This is a genomic window from Kitasatospora sp. NPDC041917 (genome assembly GCF_055589745.1).
Genome location: NZ_JBVJBI010000012.1, coordinates 58,188 through 81,892, shown reverse-complemented (window position 1 = coordinate 81,892; position 23,705 = coordinate 58,188). Strand labels below are relative to the sequence as shown.

The window sequence follows — 23,705 nt, the reverse complement described above, 5'->3', positions numbered from 1 at the left end:
GCGCGCGGTCTTGACGACCTCGATGATGGCCATCGCCCCCGCGGCCGACGGGTAGGCGCGCAGGGTGGTCGTACCGACCCCCCGCCGGTTGCCGCACACGGGGCTGACCGCGCGTCGGGTGACGCGCTCGGCGACGCGGCACGGCACGGACCCCCCGAGCGGTGAACCGCGAGCCGCGAACCGCCCCGAGCATAGACCGCCCCCGAACGACCCGGACCGGGTTTCCGCCCACATCCTCGACAGCTTTGTAGAAGTTTGACCGAATCCGATCACCCCCACCGGAGAACCCTCCGGAAACCATTCGGGAACCATCCCGCCGCGCAGCACGTCCTCCGGCATATATAGTTCACCGACATATGCAGTTGAGCAGCTCACGAGGGGGAAGTGTGTCCCACACCGATCCGACCCGGCCCGCACCCGTCCTGCGCCTGGCGGGCGTCACCCGCGTGCACGGGCGGGGCGCCGCCGAGGTGCACGCCCTGCGCGGCATCGACCTGGCCGTCCACCCGGGCGAGTTCGTCGCCGTGATGGGCCCGTCCGGCTCCGGGAAGTCGACCCTGCTGACCCTGGCCGGCGGGCTGGACCAGCCCAGCGACGGCGAAGTGCTGGTGGAGGGGGTCGCGCTCGGCGGCCTCGGCCGCGGCAGGCTCGCCGACCTGCGGCGGCGCTCGATCGGGTACGTCTTCCAGGACTACAACCTGATCCCGGCCCTGACCGCCGCCGAGAACATCGCCCTGCCGCGCGAACTCGACGGCGTCCCGGGACGCCGGGCCCGCCGGGAGGCGCTGGCCGCGCTGGAGGAGCTGGGCATCGGGGAACTCGCCGACCGCTTCCCCGACGACATGTCCGGCGGCCAGCAGCAGCGCGTCGCCATCGCCCGCGCCCTGATCGGCGACCGCCGCCTGGTCCTCGCCGACGAACCCACCGGCGCCCTCGACTCCACCACCGGCGAGGCCGTCCTCGCCGTCCTGCGCGCCCGCTGCGACGCCGGCGCCGCCGCCATGATGGTCACCCACGAAGCGGCCCATGCCAGTTGGGCGGACCGGGTGGTCCACCTGCGGGACGGCGCGGTCGCCTCGGAGACCCCCGGCCGCCGGTCCTCCGCCCGCCTCGCCGCGGTGCACCCGACCGGCGTGCTCGGCGAGGTGGCACCGTGAGGATCGGAGCCTGGCGGGTCGCCCTGCGCATCGCCCGCCGCGACGCCCTGCGGGCCAAGGGCCGCAGCGCGCTGATCGCCGCCATGATCGCACTGCCCGTCCTCGGCGTCACCGGCGCCGACGTGGTCCACCGCAGCGGGCAGCTGACCCCGGCCGAACGGGTCGAGCGGGTGGTGGGCGGCGCGGACGCCCTGGTCACCTCGCTCGACCCGGGCCAGACGGTCGAGCAGGCCCCGATCGCCGAGGACGGCGCCTTCTCCGTCCAACCCCGCTCCGGGGAGCAGCCGACGGCCGAGCAGGAGAAGGGCGCGAGCACCGACCCGGCCGCCCTGGTCGCCTCCCTGCTGCCGCCCGGCAGCGTGCTCACCCCGGCCCGGCCCGGTCCGGAGGCCGGCGCGACCTCGCCCGAGGGCCTGGTCCGCACCCTCACCACCGAGGCCGATCTCGGCGACCCGGTCTGGCGCGGCCGGCTCGACCTGGTCGAGGGCCGCGCCCCGGGCGCCCCGCACGAGGTGGCCGTCACCCGGGCCTTCCTGGACCACTCCGGGCTCCGGCCCGGCGCCACCACCACCGTCCAGGGCCTGGAGGGCACCACCTACACCATCACCGGTGTCGTGGAGCACCCGGGCGAGCTGGGACGGGTCGAACTCGTCGCCCGGCCCGGTGAGTTGGTCGCCCCGCTGAGCACCGCGCTGGCCGGCGCCGGACCCACCGCGCAGAAGCCCTCGGCCGCCCGGTCCGCCTGGCTGGTCCGGCTGCCGTCCGGCGCCCCGCTCGGCTGGGCCGAGGTCCAGCGGTTCAACGCCCACGGCTACACCCTCACGGCACGCTCGGTGGCGCTCGCCCCGCCGCCGGAGCAGGCCGTGCCCTACTACCGGGACGCCCGCCGCTACAGCGACCCGACGGCCGCCACCAACACCAGGATGGTCGTCGCCACCGTCACCGGCCTGGCGCTGCTGGAGGTCGCCCTGCTCGCCGGGCCCGCGTTCGCCGTCGGCGCCCGCCGCTCGCGCCGCCAGCTCGCCCTGCTCGGCGCGGCCGGCGGGAGCCGTGCCCACGTCGGTGCGGTGGTGCTCGGCGGCGGCCTGGTCCTCGGCGCGGCCGGGGCGGTGGTCGGCGTGGTGCTCGGCACCGCGGTGGTCGCCGTGCTGCGGCCGTGGATCGAGCAGATCGGCGGCGCGCGCTTCGGCCACTTCGCCGTACCGCCGGTGGACCTGATCGCCATCGCCGGGATCGGCCTGGCCACCGCGCTGCTCGCGGCCGCGCTGCCCGCGCTGCAGGCCGCCCGGCGCAGCGTCACCGCCGGGCTGACCGGCCGGGACACCGTCCGCGGACCCAACCGCCTGGTCACCGTGTCCGGCGTCGCGCTGCTCGCCCTCGGCGCGGTGCTCGCGATGTACGGCGCGGCCTCGGTGCAGCGCGACCGGCCGGGCGTCGGCGGCTACGACACCCGTACCCTCACCGTGCTCGGCGGCTCGGTGATCGCCGAACTCGGCTTGCTGCTGTGCACCCCGATGCTGATCGCGCTGATCGGCCGGGCCGCCGGCCGGCTGCCGCTCGGCCCCCGGCTGGCCCTGCGCGACTCCGCCCGGCACCGCTCGCGCACCGCTCCGGCGGTGGCCGCGGTGATGGCCGCGGTGGCCGGGGCCGTCGCTATCGGCGTCTACACCACCAGCACCGACGCCGAGAACCGGCGCGACTACCGGCCCCAGGCCCCCTACGGCGCCGTCCAGTTGACCAGCCACGTCGACGGGCCCCGGCTCGCCGAGGAGCGCGCCGAGCTGGAGAAGCAGCTGTCCGGGCTCGGCCCGCGCGGCGACCTCGGCCAGGTGGAGTACCGCTTCTGCGACAACTGCGCCAGCACCGTCCAGCTCAAGGGCCCGCCGGAGCGGCGCGGCCTGGGCGCACCGCCGCACCTCGCCGCCGGTGACGCGACCGTGCTGCACAACCTGTTCGGCATCCATGACCCGGCCGCCGAACAGGCACTGGCCGCAGGGAAGCTGCTGGTCTTCGACCGGGCCCTGGTGGGCGCCGACGGCAAGGCCGTGATGATCCTGCGAGGCGGGGGCGGCGCTCCGCTGCAGCCCGGCGAGATACCCAAGCCGGACCTGCAGGAGGTCCCGGTCGACGCGGTGCTGGTGGACAACCCGGCCGCCGCCGACTTCGCCCAGGGCCTGGCACTGCCCTCCGCGCTGCCCGGACTCGGGCTCGCCGCCCGGCCGACCGGCTCGGTCTGGCTGCCCGCCACCCCGCCCGACCGCAAGGCGCAGCAACGGGCCGAGGCGGCCGCCGCCCGGCTGGACCGCTTCTCCACGCTGGAGGTGGAACGCGGCTACCAGCCGAAGAGCGACGCGCTCACCCTGGCGCTCACCGGCTTCGCCGGACTGGTCGTGCTCGGCGCGGCCGGGATCGCCACCGGTCTGGCGGCCGCCGACTCCCGGCAGGACCAGGCCACCCTGGCCGCGGTCGGCGCGCCACCGCGGATCCGGCGGAGCATGGCGGGCCTCCAGTGCACGCTGATCGCCCTGCTGGGCGCACTGCTCGGCGCGGTCAACGGCTTCGTACCGGCGGTGGGGCTGCTGAAGTCCCGGGCCGGCGGGTTCGGGGCCAAGCCGGCACTGATCACCGCTCCCTGGGGCGAGCTGCTGCTGATCGTGCTGCTGCTGCCGGTGGTCGCGGGGCTGCTCGCGGCGCTGTTTACCCGCTCCCGCATCCCGCTCGGGCGGCGGCTGTCCTGAGTCCCGGGCGGGCGGCCGTCCTGACCGCGGCCGCCCGCCCCCAGCCCCGGCGGGCGGCTTCCGACACGGCTTGCACACCCGCCGACCACCACCTGGGCACCACCCGCGGCACGCCGGGCGCCCGTCCCCTTCACCCGGGGGCGGGCGCCCGGCGCTCGCCGTACCATGGGCCGCGTTCCGGCGGGCGAAAGGCGCCGGTGGTCGGCTCGGCGAGGGAGAAGAGGGCGGTGCTACGGGGCTTCGGCGATCTGGAGGCCGAGATCATGGACCGGTTCTGGTCCTGGGGCCGGCCCGCCACGGTGCGCGAGGTGGTGGACGACCTCCAGCGGGAGCGGGCGGTCGCCTACACCACCGTCACCACGGTCGCGGACATCCTGCACACCAAGGGCTGGCTGCGCCGCGACAAGGTCGGCCGCGCCTGGGTGTACGAACCGACCTGCACCCGCGAGGAGTACACCGCCCGGCTGATGCACCAGGCGCTGGAGACCACCCCCGACCGGGCGGGCGCCCTGCTCCACTTCGTCGACCGGATCAGCGGGGACGAGGCCTCGGCCCTGCTCGCCGCCCTCGAACAGGTGAAGTCCCGGGGCCCTGAGTGACCCTCGCGGTGCTCTGCCTCCAGCTGCTGGTGACCGGCGTCCTGCTGCCCCGCCGGCTGGCCGGCTCCGTCCGGCTCCAGGCCCGTCCGGCGACGGGCGCGGCGCTCTGGCTCGCCCTGATGGCCTCGTTCACGGTGGCCCTGCTGCTCACCGCGCACCACGCGGTGGAGCCCTTCGCCCACCGGCCGGCCGGCCTGCTCGGCCTGTTCGGCCTGTTCGGGCGCCCCCCGCACGGCGAACCGGCCGGGCCCGGCCTGCCGCACACCCACGACTGGTGGCTGCTCACCGTCGGCGCGGCCCTGTTCGCCGCCCTGGTGACGGCCGTCGGTCTGCGCACCGGACGGGACCGGCGACGGCATCGGGCGGTACTGGACGTGGTCGGCGTACCGGACCGGCGCTGGGACGCGCTGGTGCTGGAGCACGGCCGGCCGACCGTCTACTGCCTGCCCGGGCGCCGCTCCCGGGTGGTGCTGTCGCGCGGGGCGCTGCGGCTGCTGGACGAGCGGCAGCTCGCGGCGGCCGTCGCCCACGAGCACGGGCACATCCGCGGCCGCCACCACCTGTTCCGGCTGCCGGCCGACACCTTCGCGCTGCTGCTCGGGCCGCTGCCGCTGGCCCGGCTGGGGCGCTCCGAGGTGGCGCTGCTGCTGGAGATGGCGGCGGACGACGCGGCGCTGGAGCGGGCGTCGCGCGACGAACTGGCGTCCGCCCTGTGCGCGTTGGCGACCAGCGGCCCGGCTCCGGCCGCCGCGGCCGAGTCCGGGGCCGAGTCCGGGGCCGGGGCCGAGTCCGGCGGGGCCCTGGGGGTGGCGTCCACCGGGGTGCTCGCCCGAGTCCGGCGGCTGGCCCGGCCGGGGATCGGACGGCGCCGGCCGGTCTGGCGGTTCGGGGTGCCGGTGCTGCCGCTGCTCCCGTACCTGCTGGTCTGCGCGCCGCACCCCTGAGACACCCCGGGGCGCCCCCGCGGGCCCGTCGGCGTGGGGGTGCCGACGGGCCCCGGGTGGGGGCGGGGTGGGGGTCCGCGGGATTTGCCGGGACTTTGACCCACGCGGGCGAACCCACGGGTCGACGTCGTGCGTCCGGGCCCGCACGTCCGGACCGGCACGTCCGGGCCGATGCGTCCGGATCCGCGGACCCGGACCGGCGGGGCGCCGCTACCGGTGCCGCAGGTACGCCCCGGCGGTCTCGCGCAGGCGGTCGTGCAGCCCGTGGTAGGCGCGGGCCCGGCCGAGCAGGTTCTTCGGCAGCTTGGCGACCATCGTGTAGTTGGTGTCGCAGACGTTCGCCGCCGGAGCCAGCCCGGCCTGACTGACCAGCTGGTAGGCGTCGAGCTGGTCGAGGCCGAGCAGTTCGCCGGTCCAGCCGACCAGGTCGTGCTGGCTGATCCGGAACGCGTCCTCCAGCGGACGGGCCGAGCCGGTGCTGATCAGGAAGTCGTCGTTCTCCAGCCGGGGCCAGGCCGGGCCGCCGCCCTTGATCAGGTCGACGATCACGGTGGTGCGCATCGCCGCCTCCACCGCCGTGCCGCAGACCTCGCCCTCGCCCTGGCGGGCGTGGCCGTCGCCGAGGGCGAGCAGGCCGCCCTCGGCGTTGACCCGGAAGTAGGCGGTGGTGCCGGCCCGCATCTCGGGGGTGTCCAGGTTGCCGCCGTGCGCGCCCGGGGTGATGGAGGCCAGCACCTCGCCGGCCGCCGGGGCGACGCCGACCGTGCCGTGCATGGGGTCGAGCGGCAGGTCCACCGTGAAGTCGCCGGTGCGGGCCCGGAACCGGCAGACGCCCGACTTGACGTCCAGGTCGTAGACCCAGACCCGCTCCTCCAGGGGCGGGTGGAGCATCGCGGTGGAGTGGGTCGCGGTCAGCGCGCCGAAGTGCGGGAAGGTGCTGGAGATGCCGTACTCCCGGGCCGGGGTGATCTCCACGAAGTGCACCGCGAGGACGTCCCCGGGCTCGGCGCCGGCCACCGCGATCGGGCCGGCGACCGGATTGAGGTAGGGGAAGACGCACACCTGGCTGGGCAGGTCGCCGGTGCCGCGCACCTTGCCGCCGAAGCAGTCCTCGGTGGTCAGCTCGATGACGGTGCCGGGCCGGACGGTGACCAGCGGGGCTCGGCCGCCGAAGGTGTAGGCGTAGTCCTCCGGGGTCGGGTTCAGCTGGACGATCTCGGGCAGGCTCACTGCTTCTCCTTGGCGGTGTTCGGGGCGGCGGCGGTGGCGGCGGCACCGTCGGTGGCGGCGTCGTTCGTGGCGGCCTCGGTGCGGGCGGCGGCACCGTCGGTGGTGGACTCGGCCTCGGCGACGGCCAGCCGGGGCTTGCGCCCGGTCGCCGTCAGCCCGGCGAGCACGATCCCGCCGACGAGCAGCCAGACGAAACCGAGCCGCTGGGCCGCGATGTTGGCGTTGACGACCACGTACGCGAGGATCGCGAAGCCGAGCGCCGGGGCGATCAGGTGCCGCCAGTAGTCCTTGCTGCGCCTGCGGACGAGGTAGTGGACGACCACGGCGACGTGCAGGACCAGGAAGGTGGTCAGCGCCCCGAAGTTGACCAGGGTGCTGAGCAGGGTGATGCCGTCCTCGCGCGAGGCCGTGAAGAGGCCGAGCACCAGCGAGATCCCGGCGGTCAGCAGGGTCGCGTTGACCGGCACCCGGCGGGTGGGGTGGATCCGGGCCAGGAAGGCGGGCAGCTGGCGGTCGCGGGCCATCGCGTACAGCAGCCGGGAGGTGGCCGCCTGGGCGACCAGCGAGTTGGCGAAGCCCCAGGCCACGGCGGTGGAGGCGGCGGTCAGCGTGGCGAGCCAGCCGCCGGCGGCGGTGCGGGCCGCGTCGTAGAAGGCGGTGCCGTTCGGGTCGCCGTCCCGGATCAGCGCGTCGGGGTCGGCGACCAGCAGCGAGGCGACCCAGGTCTGCACGATGAACAGTGTGCCCGCGAGCAGCAGTGCGGCGACCATGGACCGGCCGATGGCCTTGGCGGAGTCGCGGTTCTCCTCCGAGAGGGTGGAGATGCCGTCGAAGCCCAGGAAGCTGAGCACCGCGATCGAGACCGCCCCGAAGGCCAGGCTCCACGAGAAGGTGTGCGGGTCGTACAGCGGGGTGAAGTCGAAGCCCCGGCCCTTGCCGTTGGCCAGGGCGATGACCCCGACCACCACGAACAGGGCCAGCACGACGAGTTCGCCGATCAGCATCGCCTTGTTGACCCGGTTGGTGGTCTCGATGCCGAGGTAGTTGACCACGGTGTTGAGCAGCACGAAGCCGATCAGCCAGAGCCAGACCGGGATGGACGGCACCAGCGAGTTCATGGCCACGCCGGCGATCAGGTAGAGCAGTCCGGGCACCAGCACGTAGTCGAGCAGGATCATCCAGCCGGACAGGAAGCCGACCGGGGCGGCGATGCCGCGGCCCGCGTAGGTGTAGACCGAGCCGGCCATCGGGAAGGCCCGGGACATCTGGGCGTACGACAGGGCGGTGAACATCATCGCCGCCATGCCGAGGACGTAGGCCAGGGCGACCATGCCGCCGGAGCCCTGGAAGACGCCGCCGAAGATGCCGAACGGTGCGATCGGCACCATGAACACCAGCCCGTAGACGAGCAGGTCGGTGAAGCCGAGCGATCGGCGCAGTTCCTGCTGGTAGCCGTAGCTCTCGATGCCCTGGGGCGCGGGTGTGTCGGCCATGGTGCTCTCTCTCCGTGACGACCCTGCGGGTGTGTGGGGAGACTGTAGAGGCAACTATTTCCAGATGGAAGGGTTTTGCCGCGGCATTCCACCTGACGGGAAGGAGGCACCCGCAGTCAGTGCGGCAGCACCGCGAAGCCGAGGCCCTCGGCCCGGGCGAGGTGGATCCGCGCCCGGCCCGCACCCTCGCGGCGCAGCAGCCGGCCGGCCGCCGCCAGCAGACCGTCCGGGGCCAGCGCCCCGCGGGCCGCCAGGTCGGCGAGCAGGTGCAGACCCTCGTACAGCCCCACCGCGTAGGCGTCCAGGACCGGCGCCCACGGGCCGCACAGCGCCCGGTGCCGCTCGGCGAGGCTCTGCCGGCACTCCTCCACCAGCGTCGCGAAGGAGGGCATCGCGGCATAGAGCGTCCCGGTGTCGTCGCCGCCGAGCGCGAGCAGGCCGTTCTCCTCCAGGGCGCCGGAGAGCCGCACCAGCGTGCGGTCCAGCCCGCTGCGCCGCAGCGCCCGGTTGAAGTGCACCAGGTCACGCCCGATCAGGCTGAGCAGCAGGGCGTCCGCGCGGGCGGCGCGCAGCGCGTCCAGCAGCGGGTCGAGCATCTCCTCGACCGCCCCGAACGGGACCCGCCGCTCCAGCACCACCCGGGCACCGGCCCGCGCCGCGAGACCCTCGGCGGCCCGGTGGACGGCGCGCGGCCAGATGTAGTCGTTGCCGATCAGCGCCCAGCGGCGAATTCTGTGACGAATCGTCACCTCGCGTACTGCTGACCCGAGTTGACGGTACGGGTCGATGCCGGTGCAGAGCACGCCGGGCAGCCGGGAGCCGCCCTCGTGCGGCGGGGTGAAGAGGTACGCGATGCGGCCCGCGGCGACACTCTCCACCGCCCGGTGCACATCGCTGGTGTGGCACCCGGCGAGCGCGTCCAGCGCCCCGGCGTCCAGCAGCCGCCGTACCTCGCCGGCGACCCGGCCCGGCGCTCCGCCGCCGTCCACCAGCACCAGCTCCAGCGGGCGGCCCCGGACACCGCCGGCCGCGTTGACCTCGTGCGCGGCGAGCAGCGCCCCGTCCAGCGCGGACGGGCCGGTGAGACCGAGCGGGCCGGACTGCGGCACGACGAGGCCCACCCGAAGCGCCGCCCCCTCCCGTACCGAGTGCAGCGCGTCGAGCGGATCGATCAAGCTCACCTCGACGCTCACGGTGCGAGTATCGTCGTACCGCCGATATCGGGAAAGGCCGGAGAGGGAGCGTCCGATGACCGCAGCTGGTGCCGCGCCGGGGATCGACGCCCGTCCTGGTGATCCCGTCGGCCCGGCCGCGAACCGGTCCCCGGGTGAGTCCGCGGGCGCGTCCACGAGTGAGTCCCCGGGCGACCGTCCCGCCGCCCCCGAGCCGCTGCTGGTCGAGCTGGTGACGCTGGCCCACCGCCGGCTCTCCGGCGGCCTCGCCGCCGCCCTGGCCGAGGAGGACTGCACCGTCGACCAGTGGCGGCTGCTGCGCGCCCTCGCGGACGGCCGGGGGCACGCGATGGGAGAGCTGGCCCAGGCCCTGCTGATCCCGCAGGCGAGCCTGAGCCGGCTGGTGGACTCGCTGTGCGACTCCGGCTGGGTCTACCGGCGCCAGGACGACCAGGACCGCCGCCGGATCACCGCCCACCTCTCCCGCCAGGGCCGCACCCGGCTGACCCGCCTCGACGCCCTCGCCGCCGCCCATGACGCCGCCGTCCGCCGGGCCTGCGGCCTCACCGACCCGGCGCACCTGCTGCAGCGGCTCGCCGCGCTCTGACCGGCCCGTCCCCCGACCGGCGCCGCCACGACGGCGGCGGCCCGTCCCGGCCGATGCCCGCGCAACGACGACGGCCCGCCCCCGCCGAAGCGGGAACGGGCCGGTGGTGGCGCGCGGTCAGGCCGGGCGGACGGCGCCCTTGTACGGCATCGCGGAGATCGGCAGGACCTCGATGTTCTTGCCCGTGCGCGGGGCGTGGATCATCTTGCCGTCGCCGATGTACAGGCCGACGTGGTGGATGTCGTCGTAGAAGAAGACCAGGTCGCCGGGCTGGAGGTTGGCCCGGTCGACGTGCGGGCCGTCGTTCCACTGGTCCTGGGAGATCCGGGAGAGCTTGACACCCGCCGCGCGGTAGGCGGCGCCGGTGAGGCCGGAGCAGTCGAAGCTGTTGGGGCCGGTCATGCTCCAGCCGTAGGGCTTGCCGAGCTGGGCCTGGGCGAAGGCGATGATGGTCGCGGCCCGGCCGCTGGCCGCCGGCACCGGGGCGTTCATGTCCGGGCGGTCGGCGGAGCGGGAGGCGCGGTCCTTGGCGGCCGCGGTGGCGGCCTGCTGGGCCTCGGCCTTGGCCTTCTCGGCGTTCTGCTGGGCGTTGATCTTGGCGCGGTCCTCGGCACTGAGCTTGTTCAGCATCGCCTGGGCCTGGGCCAGCTTGCCCTGGATGTCCTTCTTCTGCTCCGCCAGCTGCGTGCCCACCGAGTCGAGCGCGGCCAGGGTGGCGGTGGCCTCGGCGCGGTCCTGGTCGAGCTTGCGCTGCTCGTCCTGGGCCTGCTTGAGCAGGTTCGCCTGGGATTCGGAGACCTGGCTCTGCACCGCGGCGCGCTCCAGGTAGGCGGACGGGTCGGAGTCGAGCATCAGCTGGACCGACGCGTCGATGCCGTTGGTACGGTACTGGTCGGCGGCGACCGCGCCGAGCCGGGTCCGCAGCTCGTTCATCGCCTCCTGGCCGCGGGCGACCTTCTCCTGGATCAGGTTGGCCTCGCCCTGGAGCTTCTGCTGCTTCTCCTGGAAGCCGTTGAACTTCTCGATCGCCTGCTCGGCGTCCTCGTTGAGCTGGTCGACCTGTTCCTTGACGGAGGCGAGGCTCGGGGTCGGCTCGGCGTGGGCGGTGCCGGAGGCGAGGACCGCGCCGCCGGCCGCCATGGCCGTGGTGAGGACCGCCATGCGGGCCCGGCTCGGCGGGTTGGGCTTGCGACGCTTTCCCATGACGGTCGCCCTCCTTCGGGGGAATCTGGGGACGGTCCGGACGGGGCGGGGGACGGCTCGGCCGGGACCGGGGACAGCGAAGGCGGGCAGGGCGAGCAACGGGGGGGTGCTGCCCCGCCCACCTTCTTCGAAGTAACTTAATAGATGAGGGCCCGGGTTCCGCAATCCCCCTGATCATGACGATTTGACGGCATGACGGGACATCGATCGCGTTCCGTGCCATCGGCGTTGACCTCGGACGCCGCCGCTCGCCGACGACGGCCCGGGACCACCCCGCCCGCCGCGGCCACCGACCGCCGCCGCCACCCCTCCCCGCCCCTCCGCTCCCCGGCCGTTCCCCGGCCGTTCCCCGGTTGCTCCCCGGTTGCTCCCCGTCACGACACCCCCTCCCGCCCCTGGTGTCACCTGCGCCGACACCCCATGACACTCCCCGTCCCGGCGAGTGCCCGAAATCGGCCCGATCGAGGGAAAGGTCACACGGAATCCCCCTCCTGCGGCCCTGCGAACGGGCGCTAACCTGCGCACATGAAGGTCCCGCCCGAAGGGCTCCCCCTCGCAGCCGAGTTCCCGGCCGCGCACCGTGAGCAGTGGCAGCAGCTCGTCCAGGGCGTGCTGCGCAAGTCCGGTGCCGAGCCCGAGGACGGCCCCGCCGCCGAGCAGGCGCTCACCACCCGGCTCCAGGACGGGCTGAGCGCCCACCCGCTGTACACCGCCGAGGACACCGCCGCCGCCCCGGGCTACCCGGGCTTCCCGCCGTTCGTGCGCGGCAGCCGGCCGCAGGGCTCCGCCGTGGCCGGGTGGGGCGTCCGCCAGCGGCACGCCGACCCGGACCGCCGGCGCACCAACGAGGCCGTGCTGGCCGACCTGGAGCACGGCGTGAGCTCGCTCTGGCTGGAACTCGGCGGCGCGGGCCTCCCGGTGGACGCCCTGCCCGAGGCACTGACCGGGGTGTACCTGGACCTGGCCGCCGTGGCGCTCGACGCCGGACCCGAATTCACCGACGCCGCCGAGCAGTTGTTCCGGCTGTACGAGGAGCGCGAGGTCTCCCCCGGCGCCGCCGCCGGCAACCTCGGCGCCGACCCGCTCGGCCTCCAGGCGCGCACCGGTCAGAGCGCCCGCACCGGGACGCTGCTCGCCGAGGCCACGACGCTGGCCGCCCGCTGCGCCGCCGGGTACCCCGGCCTGCGCGCGCTCACCGTGGACGCCCTCCCGTACCACGAGGCCGGCGCCTCCCCCGCCCAGGAGCTGGGCTGCTCCCTGGCCACCGGCGTCGCCTACCTGCGCGCGCTGACCGCCGCCGGGCTCTCCGTGGACGACGCGCTCGGCCAGCTGGAATTCCGCTACGCCGCGGACGGCGACCAGTTCCTCGGCATCGCCAAGTTCCGTGCCGCGCGCCGCCTCTGGGCCCGGGTCGCCGAGGTCTCGGGGGCCGGCGCGGCGGCCTCGGCGCAGCGTCAGCACGCCGTCACCTCCCGGGTGATGATGACCGCCCGCGACCCGTGGGTGAACATGCTGCGCACCACCATCGCCTGCCTGGCCGCCGGGGTCGGCGGCGCCGACTCCGTCACCGTGCTGCCCTTCGACAGCGCGCTCGGCCTGCCGGACGCCTTCGCCCGCCGGATCGCCCGCAACACCCAGGCGATCCTGCTGGAGGAGTCCCACCTGGCCCGGGTGATCGACCCGGCCGGCGGCTCCTGGTACGTCGAGCAGCTGACCGAGGAGCTCGCGCGGGCCGCCTGGGCCTGGTTCCAGGAGATCGAGCGGGCCGGCGGCCTGCGCGCCGCCCTGGAGGCCGGCCTCATCGGCGAGCGGATCGCCGCGACCTGGGCGGAGCGGTCCGTGCGGCTCGCCAAGCGGCGCGAACCGATCACCGGCGTCAGCGAGTTCCCGCACCTGGACGAGCAGCCGCTGGTCCGCGAACCGGCCCCGGCCGCGCCCGGCGGCGGGCTGCCGCGGGTGCGCCGCGCCGAGGCCTACGAGGCGCTGCGGGACCGCTCGGACGCCCGGGTCGCCGTCGACGGCGCCCGCCCGGCCCTCTTCCTCGCCTCGATCGGCAACGCCTCCGCGCACACCGCGCGCACCACCTTCGCCGCCAACCTGTTCCAGGCGGGCGGCATCGCGACGGCCTCGGCCGAGTCCGTCGACCCGGCGGCCTTCGCCGAGGCGTTCCGGGCCTCCGGCGCCACCGTCGCCTGCCTCTGCTCCAGCGACGCGCTGTACGCCGAGCACGCCTCGCCCGTGGCCGAGGCGCTCAAGGCGGCCGGCGCCAGGCGGGTGCTGCTCGCCGGACGGCTCGGCGAACTCCCCTCCGGAGTGGACGAGTTCATCTTCGCGGGGGGCGACGCGATTGCCGTCCTGACCTCCCTCCTCGACCAGATCACCGGTGCGGACGGCACCGACGAGACCAAGGTGGCGGCCCGATGATCCCCGACTTCACCGGCATCGGGCTGGACGGCGGCGCGGGCACCGCCGACGGCGCCGTCAGTGACGACCAGTGGCAGGCCGCCTGGCGGCAGTCCACCGGCAAGGACGTCGACGAGCTGCTCTGGGACACCCCCGAGGGCATCGGCGTCAAGCCGTTGTACACCGGCGCCGACCTGGCCGGCCTGGACTTCCTGGAGACCTACCCGGGCATCGCCCCGTACCTGCGCGGGCCCTACCCGACCATGTACGTCAACCAGCCCTGGACCGTCCGCCAGTACGCGGGCTTCTCCACCGCCGAGGAGTCCAACGCCTTCTACCGCCGCAACCTCGCGGCCGGCCAGAAGGGCCTGTCGGTCGCCTTCGACCTGCCGACCCACCGCGGCTACGACAGCGACCACCCGCGCGTCACCGGCGACGTCGGCATGGCGGGCGTCGCCATCGACTCGATCTACGACATGCGCCAGCTGTTCGACGGCATCCCGCTGGACAAGATGTCCGTGTCGATGACCATGAACGGCGCCGTGCTGCCGGTCCTCGCGCTGTACATCGTCGCGGCCGAGGAGCAGGGCGTACCGCCCGAGAAGCTCGCGGGGACCATCCAGAACGACATCCTCAAGGAGTTCATGGTCCGCAACACCTACATCTACCCGCCGCAGCCGTCGATGCGGATCATCTCGGACATCTTCGCGTACACCTCGCAGAAGATGCCCCGGTACAACTCGATCTCCATCTCCGGCTACCACATCCAGGAGGCCGGTGCGACGGCCGACCTGGAGCTCGCCTACACCCTCGCCGACGGCGTGGAGTACCTGCGCGCGGGCCTGGACGTGGGCCTGGACGTGGACGCCTTCGCGCCGCGGCTGTCGTTCTTCTGGGCGATCGGCATGAACTTCTTCATGGAGGTCGCCAAGCTGCGCGCGGCCCGGCTGCTGTGGGCCAAGCTGGTCAAGCAGTTCGACCCGAAGAACCCCAAGTCCCTTTCACTGCGCACCCATTCGCAGACCTCGGGCTGGTCGCTCACCGCCCAGGACGTGTTCAACAACGTCACCCGCACCTGCGTGGAGGCGATGGCGGCGACCCAGGGCCACACCCAGTCGCTGCACACCAACGCCCTGGACGAGGCACTCGCCCTGCCCACCGACTTCTCCGCCCGCATCGCCCGCAACACCCAGCTGCTGCTCCAGCAGGAGTCGGGCACCTGCCGGGTGATCGACCCGTGGGGAGGCTCCGCGTACGTCGAGAAGCTGACCCACGACCTCGCCGCGAGAGCCTGGGAGCACATCCAGGAGGTCGAGGCGGCCGGCGGCATGGCCAAGGCCATCGACGCGGGCATCCCCAAGCTGCGCGTCGAGGAGGCCGCCGCCCGCACCCAGGCGCGGATCGACTCCGGCCGCCAGCCGGTGATCGGCGTCAACAAGTACCGGGTGGAGAACGACGAGCAGATCGACGTGCTCAAGGTCGACAACTCCTCGGTGCGCGCCCGCCAGATCGAGAAGCTGCGCCGGCTGCGCGAGGAGCGCGACGAGACCGCGTGCCAGGATGCGCTGCGCGCGCTGACGGCGGCCGCCGAGGCCGGTCCGCGGCGCGGCGGCTCGCTGGACGGCAACCTGCTGCACCTGGCCGTCAACGCGGCCCGGGCCAAGGCCACCGTCGGCGAGATCTCGGACGCCCTGGAGAAGGTGTACGGCCGCCACTCCGGCCAGATCCGTACCATCTCGGGTGTGTACCGAGACGAAGCGGGCCCGTCGGCCTCCCTCCAGCGCACCCGCGACCTGGTCGAGCGGTTCGAGCGGGCCGAGGGCCGCCGACCGCGCATCCTGGTCGCCAAGATGGGGCAGGACGGCCACGACCGCGGCCAGAAGGTGATCGCCACCGCCTTCGCCGACCTCGGCTTCACGGTGGACGTCGGCCCGCTGTTCCAGACCCCGGCCGAGGTCGCCCGCCAGGCCGTCGAGGCGGACGTCCACATCGTCGGCGTGTCGTCGCTGGCCGCCGGGCACCTGACCCTGGTGCCCGCGCTGCGCGCCGAACTCGCGGCGGCGGGACGGGAGGACATCACCATCGTGGTGGGCGGGGTCATCCCGCCGCAGGACTTCGACGCCCTGTACGAGGCCGGCGCGGCGGCGGTCTTCCCGCCGGGAACGGTCATCCCGGACGCGGCGTACGACCTGCTGAAGTCCCTGGCGGCCGATCTCGGCCACGAGCTGTGATCGCCTGATCCCATGCCTCCGCGGACGATCGACCTCGACAGCTACGTGACGGGTGTCCTGGACGGCTCGCGCGCCTGGATCGCGCGCGCCGTCACCCTCGTCGAGTCCTCCCGACCCGACCACCGCGTGCTCGCGCAGCAGCTGCTCCAGCGGCTGCTGCCGCACGCGGGCGGCGCCGTCCGGGTGGGCATCACCGGGGTGCCCGGCGTCGGCAAGTCGACCTTCATCGACTCCTTCGGCACCATGCTCACGGGTCAGGGCCACCGGGTCGCGGTCCTCGCCGTCGACCCGACGTCCAGCCGGACCGGCGGCTCCATCCTCGGCGACAAGACCCGGATGGAGCGCCTCGCCGTCGACCCTGCCGCATTCGTCCGACCGTCCCCGACCTCCGGGACGCTCGGCGGGGTCGCCAAGGCCACCCGGGAGTCCATGGTGGTGATGGAGGCGGCGGGCTACGACGTGGTGCTCATCGAGACGGTGGGCGTGGGCCAGTCCGAGACCGCCGTCGCGGGTATGGTCGACACCTTCCTCCTCCTCAGCCTCGCGCGGACCGGCGACCAGCTGCAGGGCATCAAGAAGGGCGTGCTGGAGCTCGCGGACGTCATCGCCGTCAACAAGGCGGACGGCCCGCACGAGACCGACGCCAAGGCGGCCGCCCGCGAACTCGCGGGCGCGTTGCGGCTGCTGCAGCCGCCGGACGCCGCCTGGACGCCGCCCGTACTGACCTGCAGCGGCCGCGACGGCGCCGGCCTGGACGTCCTGTGGGAGCGGCTGCAGCAGCACCGCAAGGTGCTGGACGCGACGGGGGCTCTGGCGGCGAAGCGCAGGGAACAGCAGGTCGAGTGGGTCTGGGCGATGGTCCACGACCAGCTCTACGCCCGGTTGCACGAGAATTCGGAAGTGCGGCGCCTGACCCCCGAGTTGGAGACTCAGGTCCGCGCCGGCACCCTTCCGGCGGGACTGGCGGCGCAGCGGATCCTGGACGCCTTCTTCGGCTGACTCAGAGCGTGCAAGTCGAGCGCCGTGCCCCACCCCTGCGTGGGGCACGGCGCTTCGTCCGTTGCGGGGTACTCGAACCACACCACCTTGCCCGTCGCCGTCGGGTGCCACCCCCACGCGGCCGCCAGCGCCTCCACGAGCAGCAGACCCCGCCCGTTCGTCGCCTCCTCCCCGGAGCACTCCCGGCCCGGCAACCCCACACCCCGGTCGGCCACCTCCACCCGCACCCGCCCGCCGCGCCGGAGGACGGTGACGACACATCGGTCCTCCGTGTGCACCAACGCGTTGGCGATCACCTCACTCGCGCACAACTCAAGTTCCTCAAGGGCGACTTCGGAGAGCGACACGCCCCACTCCCGCACGATCGCCACCACCAACCGCCGCGCCCCCGGCACGGCGCCGGGCCCCGGCGGCTCCCCCCACTCCATCGGGACAGGAAACCGGGCATTGCTCAATGGACTGATCACCACGTGCACACTCCAAGCCAGCCAGGCGTACAACTGCCAGCGAATGGCCACTCGTCGGTGTCTCAACAGTCGCCGAGACACCGACACACAGCCAATTCCTCACGTTCAGTAAACGATCCATCACAATCATGAGACCATCGATCATGCGGTGTTCGCATATGGATATGCGAGCACCGCATCAGGCCTCTTCAGTTGGTGCGGTATTGCTCGTAGCCTTGGGTGGAGTGTTGAACTGGAATTCAGAGGTCATCCGGGAAGCATCTCGGGCGAGGGACTACGGCAAGATCATCGAGCTGACTCGAACCCACCAGCGCATGACGCAGGCGCAGCTGGGCCGGACGTGCGGGATGTCGCAGTCGGCTATCTCCCGACTGGAGAAACGAGGCGCCCACCCCTACGCCATGGACATCCTGCTGAGGGTCTCGCAGCACCTGGGAATCCCAGCAGCCCTCCTCGGACTCGCCGAATCCCCGGCCCGAGTACGAATCGGAACTGAGAGCGTGGATAGGCGTCAATTCTTCGGAGCGGCCGCAGCAGTTGCCGTATCGCCCGCGCTGGCCACCGCCATCGACTGTGCAGACAAGGCCGAGCAGCAGGCCTCCTCGCTTCGGCTTGTCACGACGTCCTACCGTCGCTTGGACGGATCGACGCTCTCCCGCGAGCTCGCGGAGGCTGTCCGACCACATCTACGGCTGATCCAGGGCCTCATTGGTGCAGCCCCGACCGATGCTCATCGGATCAGGCTCGCCGCCGTCGCGAGCGAGGCAGCGAGCCTGGCTGCTTGGCTGGCCTGGGACACAGGAGACAACGGATCAGCACGCTCGTTCTACGGAGCGGCCATCAAGGCCGCTCGGTCGGGAGCGAATCCCCTCCTTGCCGCTTATCAGATGGGGAGCCTTGCGCAATTCGAGGCCCACGCCGGCAATGGAGCCATAGCACTCGGCCTCACAAAGCGAGCCCGCGGATTCCTGGATCCCGAGTCCCCCACCCTTGCCGACGCATGGCTGTCAGCTGTGGAGGCGCTCGGACACGCAGCCTCAGGCGATCAGCGCAGTTGCGACCGCGCACTGACGCTCAGCCGAGCTGGTGCCAATGCCAGCAATCACGGACAACCTCCGCCTTGGCCATGGGTATTCACGTTCGATGAGGCCAAGGTCGCCGGCTTCAGGGTGGCATGTGGCGCCAGTCTCGGACTCCCCAGGTGGGTCTCGGACAGCGCTGGACCTGCCCTCGCCACTGGTCACGCGAAGCAGCGTGCGCTCCTGATGCTGGACCTCGCGGCAGGACGGCTTGCCGCAGGGCAGATCGAAGCAGCATTTGCGCTCGCGGCAGAAGCTCTGAAGACCGGCCTCCAGTACCGTTCAGGGCGAATCATCGAGCGGAGCCGCGCACTTCGACGGTCGCTCAGCACCTCCTCGCTACCCAAGGTCGTGAGGGAGTTCGATGACCGTCTCCACGGCGTCTACCTCTAGGAAAGGACAGCTATGCGAATCGGGATCACGGGGCACCGAGGGCTGACGGCCGAACTGGAGGCGCAGGTCCGGCAACTCCTCGAAGACGCCCTCCCGAGCGAGGACCCCTCCACCCTCACCGTCGTGTCCTGCATCGCGGACGGGCCGGACTCGTGGTTGGCGGAGCTCGCACTCAAGCGCGGAGGACGGCTGGAGGTCATCGTCCCGGCGGACCAGTACCGGGACGGGCTTCCGGCGCGGCATCACCCCGTCTACGACCGCCTGTTCAACTCTGCCACCGCCGTACACCGCACCGGCCACCTGGAGTCCGACGAGACCGCCCACCTGGCCGGCGGTGAACTCCTCATCGACCACATCGACAAGCTCGTCGCCGTCTGGGACGGCCTACCGGCCCGCGGCCAGGGCGGCACGGCGGACGTGGTCGCACACGCTCGCCGGCGCGGCGTGCCGGTCGAGGTGCTCTGGCCGAAGGGCGCGCACCGGTAGCGGCGGTCAGGCGGGACGGACCGCCGCTACGGCGTCGGTGTACAACCCGGTGGTCAAGTCCCCCTCCTCCACGCCGAGTTCCTCCAGCACCGCACGGACCGCGGCGAGCGCCGATCCGAGATCGGCCTCGCCCACGGCTGCGGTCTCCACCTCGATGAACGTGGCGTCCCCCAGCTCGGGCACGCGCACGAGCGTCGCGAGCAGCCGCCGGCCCCCACGGCCGAACTCGTAGTTGCGGCAACGCTTCTCGAACGCGATGCGCGGCACGAAGCCCAGCCCCCGGACGATCTCGTGCAACGCAGCGGCATCCTCGACCCTGGTCTCGGCCTCCGGCTTCGACCCGGACTCCTCGTCCACCCGGGCGCCCTTGTACGTCAGCACGGTGCGGGTGTCGTCCTGGCCGTGCACGGTACGGATCCGCAGCTCACGGTCGGCGCCCATCAGGCTGCCGTCCGGCGCGTCGTAGTACGTGTCCCGGTAGACCTCGGCACGGCCGATGCCGTACCGCTCCTCCAACTGCTTGAGCACGCCTTCCGGATCCCGCACGACCGCCTTGAGCTCCGCTTCGATCGCCATCCCAGCTCCCTCCGTCAGATCACACGCTCACCGCTGTCCACCATGGCATCGAACTGCCGGCACCAGCCCCGGTACAAGGGACCGTGCGGAGCGGGCAGCACCTTGTAGGTTGCCGACTGGTGTCCTTCCCAATCCGCGTCGAAGGATCCCACGAAGAGCGTGCGATCCAGCCTGATGACCCGCCACACCGGCACCGTCCGGTACAGGTACACCTCGACCCGCGCGCAGTCGGAAAGCTCCCGAAGTCGAGCTTCCGCGAGTCGGATGCCCCCGGCGAGCGAGGCGGTGGATTCTCCGATCTCGGCAGCTCGGCGCTCAGCGGCCGGCGATTCCGGATCAAGGAGCAGCACCCGTAGACGGGGGGCCGGGCCACCATCGCGGTCCAGATGCTGGCGGAGCAAGGAGTCCCGCAAGGCAAGGAGACCAAGACCGCGTACGGCCAGGACGTCCAGTTCGGCTGCCGATCTCGCCGCCCGTTGGATCTCGGCGGACGCCGATGCCTGGTCGCTGTACACACGGACGATCTCGGGAAAGGCTGCCAGGTCGAAGGCAGATCCGGGTGTACGTCGGCCGTCCGAGCGTGGCGCCAGCCCGAGGAGTCGCCGCGCATCATCGGGAAGGTTGAGCCCGTCGGCGATTCGCTCGAAGACGTCCAACTTCGTCACCAGCCGACGGCCGTTGAGGATCTCATTCACCCGGCCTTGCGTCATCCCCACCTGGACCGCCAATCGGGCCTGACTCGCACCGCTGTGGTGCTGCACGTAGCGGAACAGGGCGGCCACGTCGCGATCCCCCAAGGCACACCGAACCTGCTCGTTCTGCCAGGCAAGGTCAGCGAGCCTGATCGGTTCGAGTGCTGTGCCCATGAGGCGAACCTCTCGTCAGTCGATCCATCCCACAGTGAGATTACCGCTTGGGTATCGGCACTCACGTTCAGTGACACGATCCTTCATGTGTGACCTGCCAAGGAGCCCCCAGTGGCACTGAGGCGAACTCCGCTGTCCCACAACGGTCATGGCACACCAGCCCCACGAACGACAGGATCAGGCGCATGACCACTCCGTTTCCCAAGCCCCCGCGTCCCCCCGCGCCGCCGGGGCCCGGGCCGGACATGCCGGTGAGCGGACCGGCCGACAGCAGCACCACGACGACCATCACGACCAGGTAGGAGAATCCCATGGGATGGGGCCTCGGTAAGGACGGCAGCTCCGGCGGCGGTACCGGTGCCAACGACGGCGGTCAGGGCAAGCACGCGGGCAACAAGGACTTCAACACCACCCCGCAGAACCAGGACCACCAGTCCGGAAAGTCCGACAGCAAGCACGGCAAGGGCAAGGACGACGACCGCAAGTGACCGACAGCCGGAACAACCTGGAGCAGGTCGGCACCGCCGGCCTGCTCCAGGCCGTCTCCCACCACCTGGGCCATGACATGGCCCCCGAGTGGCGCAAAGCCGCCGAAGCGACTCCGCGCCACCGTTTCCTTCCCGACCGGATCTGGCTGAGCAGCGACGGCGACGAGTTCGCGCTCTGCGATCGCGGGCACGATCCCGAACGGTGGTTCGCCGCCGCCTACGCGGACGGCCCCGTGGTGACGCAGATCAACGACGGGCAGGAGGTGGACGACCTGTCCGACGCCCTTCCGTCCTCCTCGGCCTCTGCTCCGTCGATCGTCTTCCAGATGCTCGAACTCCTCGGCCTCGAACCAGGAATGAGAATCCTCGAAATCGGCACCGGCACGGGGTTCAACGCGGCGCTCCTCTCCCACCGGCTGGGCGACGTCAACGTGACCACGATCGAGATCGACCCGGATGTCGCAGAACTCGCCCGTGCCAACCTCACGGCCAACGGCTACGCGCCGACCTTGATCTGTGGCGACGGGAGCCAGGGCTGGGACGCCGGCGCGCCGTACGACCGTGTGATGGCCACCTGTTCGGTGCGAGAGGTTCCCTATTCCTGGATCAACCAGTGCAGGCCCGGCGGAGTCGTCCTCACTCCCTGGTGCGACGACTGGAGTCACGGTGGGCTGCTCCGCCTGACCGTCGCCGACGACGGGACGGCCACCGGCCGCTACTCCCCCGACAGCGCTTTCATGCTGATGCGCACCCAGCGCCTTGACCTCCGCCTCTTCCGCGACGTCGTCCTGGACGAGCACGTACCGACGGAGTCCACGACCACCCTCGACCCGTGGGCCGTCGCCGATTCCGCCTTCGAAACGCAGTTCGCCCTCGGCCACCGCCTCGGCGACCTCTGGTACGCCTGGCACCACGACCCGGAGGTCGAGGGCGTGGCGACCCGCCTCTGGGTGGCCACGACCGACGGCGACTCCTGGGCGGCCGTCGACTGGGACGGCGCCGAGAACACCGCGCACTACACCGTGTGGCAGCACGGCCCGCGCCGGCTCTGGGAAGAGGTCGAAGCCGCTCACCGGTGGTGGCTCGACAACGACCGCCCCGGGCCGGACCGGCTCGGCTTGACCGTCACGCCCGAGGGGCACACCGCCTGGCTCGACCACCCGGCGAACGGGTGGCCCTTGGGAAGGCCCTCGTGACGCCGGAGCGCGGTGCCCCACCTGTCCGTGGGGCACCGCGCTCCGCGTTCTCCGGAGAGTCCGGGCTCGGCCCGGAGGCTCGGTCCGGGCCGAGCGGCCCGGCTGTCAGGAGTACGCGCCCGTCAACACTGCGCGAATGAGCAACGCGAAGGAGGCCGTGCCGTCGTGTCGCAGACAAGTCCCGCTCAGCCCCGGCGGACGGCCTGGCGGGTGCGGCGGGCGAGGCGGTGGGCGCGTTGGAGGGCGACGAAGGCGGGCATGGAGTCGGCCTGGGTGAGGCGGTACTTGAGGCGGAGCTGGGGGCTGAGGCCGGCCTGGGCCTCGGGGCCGATGGCCCGGAGGAGGCGGGTGACGTGCTGCTGGTAGGCGGCGCGGTAGGCGCGGTCGCCGTCGGGGACGGTCCAGAAGAACATCGGGATCTCCTCGACCAGGCAGTTGCGGTCGTAGGCGCGCAGGTGGTCGGCGAAGACGGGTTCGGGGCGGGCGACGAGCCACTCGCGGACGAGTTCCATCGAGCGGACCCGGTCGACGACGCCTCGCGGGTCGGTCTTCTTCTGGGTGATGGAGAGGTCGCCGTCCTCGCGCACGCGCCAGTGGTAGATCGGGTCGGTGAGGACGTCGACGCGTTCGGCGAGGAAGTGGTGGGGCACGCTGACCGGGGCGTCCTCGTACAGGATGCCCTCGGGGTACAGGATGCCCGCGCCGTCGAAGAAGGAGCGCCGGTAGACCTTGTTCCAGGCGGTGCGGTCGGTGACCAGGGCGGGCAGTTCGCTGACGTGGGTGCGCAGCCGGGTCTCGTGGAACGGGCGGCGGTGTGCGTGGGAGGGGCTGAGGCCGGTGGTGCGCAGCCGCATGGCGTTGCCGGCGGCGAAGTCGGAGCCGGTCCCGTCCAGGGTGTCGATCATCAGCTGGTAGGCGTGCGGCGGCAGGGTGTCGTCGCTGTCGACGAAGGCCAGGTACTCGGTACCCGGGGCGAGGTGGCGCCAGCCGGTGTTGCGGGCGGCGCCGAGGCCCTGGTTGTCCTGGCGGACCAGCCGGAAGCGCGGGTCCCGCTCGGCGTACGTCCTGGCGATGGCCGGGCCGTCGTCGGTCGAGCCGTCGTCGACCATGACGCACTCGAAGTCCTCGAAGGTCTGCGCCGCGATCGAGTCCAGGCACTCCTGGAGGTAGCGCTCGACGTTGTAGATCGGGACGACGAGGGAGAGACGCGGGGCCATCGGGCGCCCTTTCGCTCAGCGGCGGCAGCAGCAGCGGACGGGCCGGGAGGCCGTTGCCGGCCGGTCACCGGCAGTGGTCCGAGCGAGCGTAGGGAGCGCACGCGACCGGCAGGCGAACGGCGGGTGGCGTCCAGCCTGCGGCGGAGTGTAGCAGCGCCGCC

At 72.8% G+C, this 23,705-nt stretch carries 20 protein-coding genes; 12 read left to right on the top strand and 8 right to left on the bottom strand.

Features of this window, described 5'->3' with window-relative positions; genetic code table 11:
• The first annotated feature begins 356 nt into the window (after window positions 1-356).
• The 4 genes from ACZ6EM_RS17045 (at window position 357) to ACZ6EM_RS17030 (ending at window position 5,438) form a co-directional block, all read left to right on the top strand.
• Complete coding sequence (locus tag ACZ6EM_RS17045; protein WP_401052381.1) at window positions 357-1,157, top strand: ABC transporter ATP-binding protein; 801 nt, start codon at window positions 357-359, stop codon at window positions 1,155-1,157.
• Window positions 1,154-3,895 (top strand): FtsX-like permease family protein, encoded by a 2,742-nt coding sequence (locus ACZ6EM_RS17040; protein ID WP_465772667.1) that lies wholly within the window; start codon window positions 1,154-1,156, stop codon window positions 3,893-3,895. The genes ACZ6EM_RS17045 and ACZ6EM_RS17040 overlap by 4 nt, the downstream gene beginning before the upstream one ends.
• A gap of 227 nt (window positions 3,896-4,122) precedes the next feature.
• Window positions 4,123-4,494, top strand: coding sequence for a BlaI/MecI/CopY family transcriptional regulator (locus ACZ6EM_RS17035; RefSeq protein ID WP_359898734.1), 372 nt, complete (start codon window positions 4,123-4,125; stop codon window positions 4,492-4,494).
• Window positions 4,491-5,438, top strand: coding sequence for a M56 family metallopeptidase (locus tag ACZ6EM_RS17030; RefSeq protein WP_452178984.1), 948 nt, complete (start codon window positions 4,491-4,493; stop codon window positions 5,436-5,438). Before ACZ6EM_RS17035 ends, ACZ6EM_RS17030 begins: the two co-directional genes overlap by 4 nt.
• A gap of 210 nt (window positions 5,439-5,648) precedes the next feature.
• Here the strand turns inward: ACZ6EM_RS17030 and ACZ6EM_RS17025 are convergent, their stop codons facing one another.
• The 3 genes from ACZ6EM_RS17025 to ACZ6EM_RS17015 form a co-directional block, all read right to left on the bottom strand.
• A complete protein-coding gene (locus tag ACZ6EM_RS17025; RefSeq protein WP_401051710.1) occupies window positions 5,649-6,668 on the bottom strand; it encodes an acetamidase/formamidase family protein in 1,020 nt (339 codons plus the stop codon).
• Window positions 6,665-8,161: an APC family permease gene (locus tag ACZ6EM_RS17020; RefSeq protein ID WP_465772666.1), complete on the bottom strand. Its 1,497-nt coding sequence runs from the start codon at window positions 8,159-8,161 to the stop codon at window positions 6,665-6,667. The genes ACZ6EM_RS17025 and ACZ6EM_RS17020 overlap by 4 nt, the downstream gene beginning before the upstream one ends.
• A gap of 116 nt (window positions 8,162-8,277) precedes the next feature.
• Window positions 8,278-9,354, bottom strand: coding sequence for an ABC transporter substrate-binding protein (locus ACZ6EM_RS17015; RefSeq protein WP_465772665.1), 1,077 nt, complete (start codon window positions 9,352-9,354; stop codon window positions 8,278-8,280).
• A 55-nt stretch (window positions 9,355-9,409) separates the two neighbouring features.
• Between ACZ6EM_RS17015 and ACZ6EM_RS17010 the strand changes: the two genes are divergently transcribed.
• Window positions 9,410-9,940, top strand: a complete 531-nt coding sequence (locus tag ACZ6EM_RS17010) for a MarR family winged helix-turn-helix transcriptional regulator (protein WP_401051704.1) — start codon at window positions 9,410-9,412, stop codon at window positions 9,938-9,940.
• Between the two features lie 117 nt (window positions 9,941-10,057).
• On the opposite strand, the gene ACZ6EM_RS17005 is transcribed toward ACZ6EM_RS17010, so the two are convergent.
• Complete coding sequence (locus tag ACZ6EM_RS17005; RefSeq protein ID WP_401051701.1) at window positions 10,058-11,143, bottom strand: C40 family peptidase; 1,086 nt, start codon at window positions 11,141-11,143, stop codon at window positions 10,058-10,060.
• A 525-nt stretch (window positions 11,144-11,668) separates the two neighbouring features.
• Between ACZ6EM_RS17005 and ACZ6EM_RS17000 the strand changes: the two genes are divergently transcribed.
• From ACZ6EM_RS17000 to meaB, 3 genes are read left to right on the top strand one after another with little or no spacing between them, the layout of a single operon-like run.
• Window positions 11,669-13,567 (top strand): methylmalonyl-CoA mutase family protein, encoded by a 1,899-nt coding sequence (locus ACZ6EM_RS17000; protein WP_465772664.1) that lies wholly within the window; start codon window positions 11,669-11,671, stop codon window positions 13,565-13,567.
• On the top strand, window positions 13,564-15,777 hold the full coding sequence (gene scpA, locus ACZ6EM_RS16995) for a methylmalonyl-CoA mutase (protein WP_465772663.1): 2,214 nt from the start codon (window positions 13,564-13,566) through the stop codon (window positions 15,775-15,777). The genes ACZ6EM_RS17000 and scpA overlap by 4 nt, the downstream gene beginning before the upstream one ends.
• A 12-nt stretch (window positions 15,778-15,789) precedes the next feature.
• Window positions 15,790-16,776 (top strand): methylmalonyl Co-A mutase-associated GTPase MeaB, encoded by a 987-nt coding sequence (meaB, locus tag ACZ6EM_RS16990; protein WP_401046216.1) that lies wholly within the window; start codon window positions 15,790-15,792, stop codon window positions 16,774-16,776.
• On the opposite strand, the gene ACZ6EM_RS16985 is transcribed toward meaB, so the two are convergent.
• Window positions 16,707-17,294 (bottom strand): ATP-binding protein, encoded by a 588-nt coding sequence (locus tag ACZ6EM_RS16985; protein WP_452178979.1) that lies wholly within the window; start codon window positions 17,292-17,294, stop codon window positions 16,707-16,709. The genes meaB and ACZ6EM_RS16985 overlap by 70 nt on opposite strands.
• A gap of 173 nt (window positions 17,295-17,467) precedes the next feature.
• Here ACZ6EM_RS16985 and ACZ6EM_RS16980 point away from each other — a divergent pair, with 173 nt between their 5' ends.
• The gene (locus ACZ6EM_RS16980) at window positions 17,468-18,715 is read left to right on the top strand and encodes a helix-turn-helix domain-containing protein (RefSeq protein ID WP_465772662.1); all 1,248 of its coding nucleotides are present in this window, start codon (window positions 17,468-17,470) and stop codon (window positions 18,713-18,715) included.
• A 12-nt stretch (window positions 18,716-18,727) separates the two neighbouring features.
• Entirely contained in the window at window positions 18,728-19,201 is a 474-nt protein-coding gene (locus ACZ6EM_RS16975; protein WP_452178977.1) for a hypothetical protein, read from the top strand.
• A gap of 6 nt (window positions 19,202-19,207) precedes the next feature.
• On the opposite strand, the gene cyaB is transcribed toward ACZ6EM_RS16975, so the two are convergent.
• Together cyaB and ACZ6EM_RS16965 are read right to left on the bottom strand one after the other, a co-directional pair.
• Window positions 19,208-19,777: a class IV adenylate cyclase gene (gene cyaB / locus ACZ6EM_RS16970; RefSeq protein WP_401046205.1), complete on the bottom strand. Its 570-nt coding sequence runs from the start codon at window positions 19,775-19,777 to the stop codon at window positions 19,208-19,210.
• A gap of 14 nt (window positions 19,778-19,791) precedes the next feature.
• A complete protein-coding gene (locus tag ACZ6EM_RS16965) occupies window positions 19,792-20,643 on the bottom strand; it encodes a helix-turn-helix domain-containing protein (RefSeq protein WP_401046203.1) in 852 nt (283 codons plus the stop codon).
• Window positions 20,644-20,954: 311 nt separating this feature from the next.
• Between ACZ6EM_RS16965 and ACZ6EM_RS16960 the strand changes: the two genes are divergently transcribed.
• Together ACZ6EM_RS16960 and ACZ6EM_RS16955 are read left to right on the top strand one after the other, a co-directional pair.
• Window positions 20,955-21,131: a hypothetical protein gene (locus ACZ6EM_RS16960; RefSeq protein ID WP_465772660.1), complete on the top strand. Its 177-nt coding sequence runs from the start codon at window positions 20,955-20,957 to the stop codon at window positions 21,129-21,131.
• A complete protein-coding gene (locus ACZ6EM_RS16955; protein WP_452178976.1) occupies window positions 21,128-22,327 on the top strand; it encodes a methyltransferase domain-containing protein in 1,200 nt (399 codons plus the stop codon). Before ACZ6EM_RS16960 ends, ACZ6EM_RS16955 begins: the two co-directional genes overlap by 4 nt.
• A 185-nt stretch (window positions 22,328-22,512) precedes the next feature.
• On the opposite strand, the gene ACZ6EM_RS16950 is transcribed toward ACZ6EM_RS16955, so the two are convergent.
• On the bottom strand, window positions 22,513-23,544 hold the full coding sequence (locus ACZ6EM_RS16950) for a glycosyltransferase family 2 protein (protein WP_465772659.1): 1,032 nt from the start codon (window positions 23,542-23,544) through the stop codon (window positions 22,513-22,515).
• Window positions 23,545-23,705 lie beyond the last annotated feature (161 nt).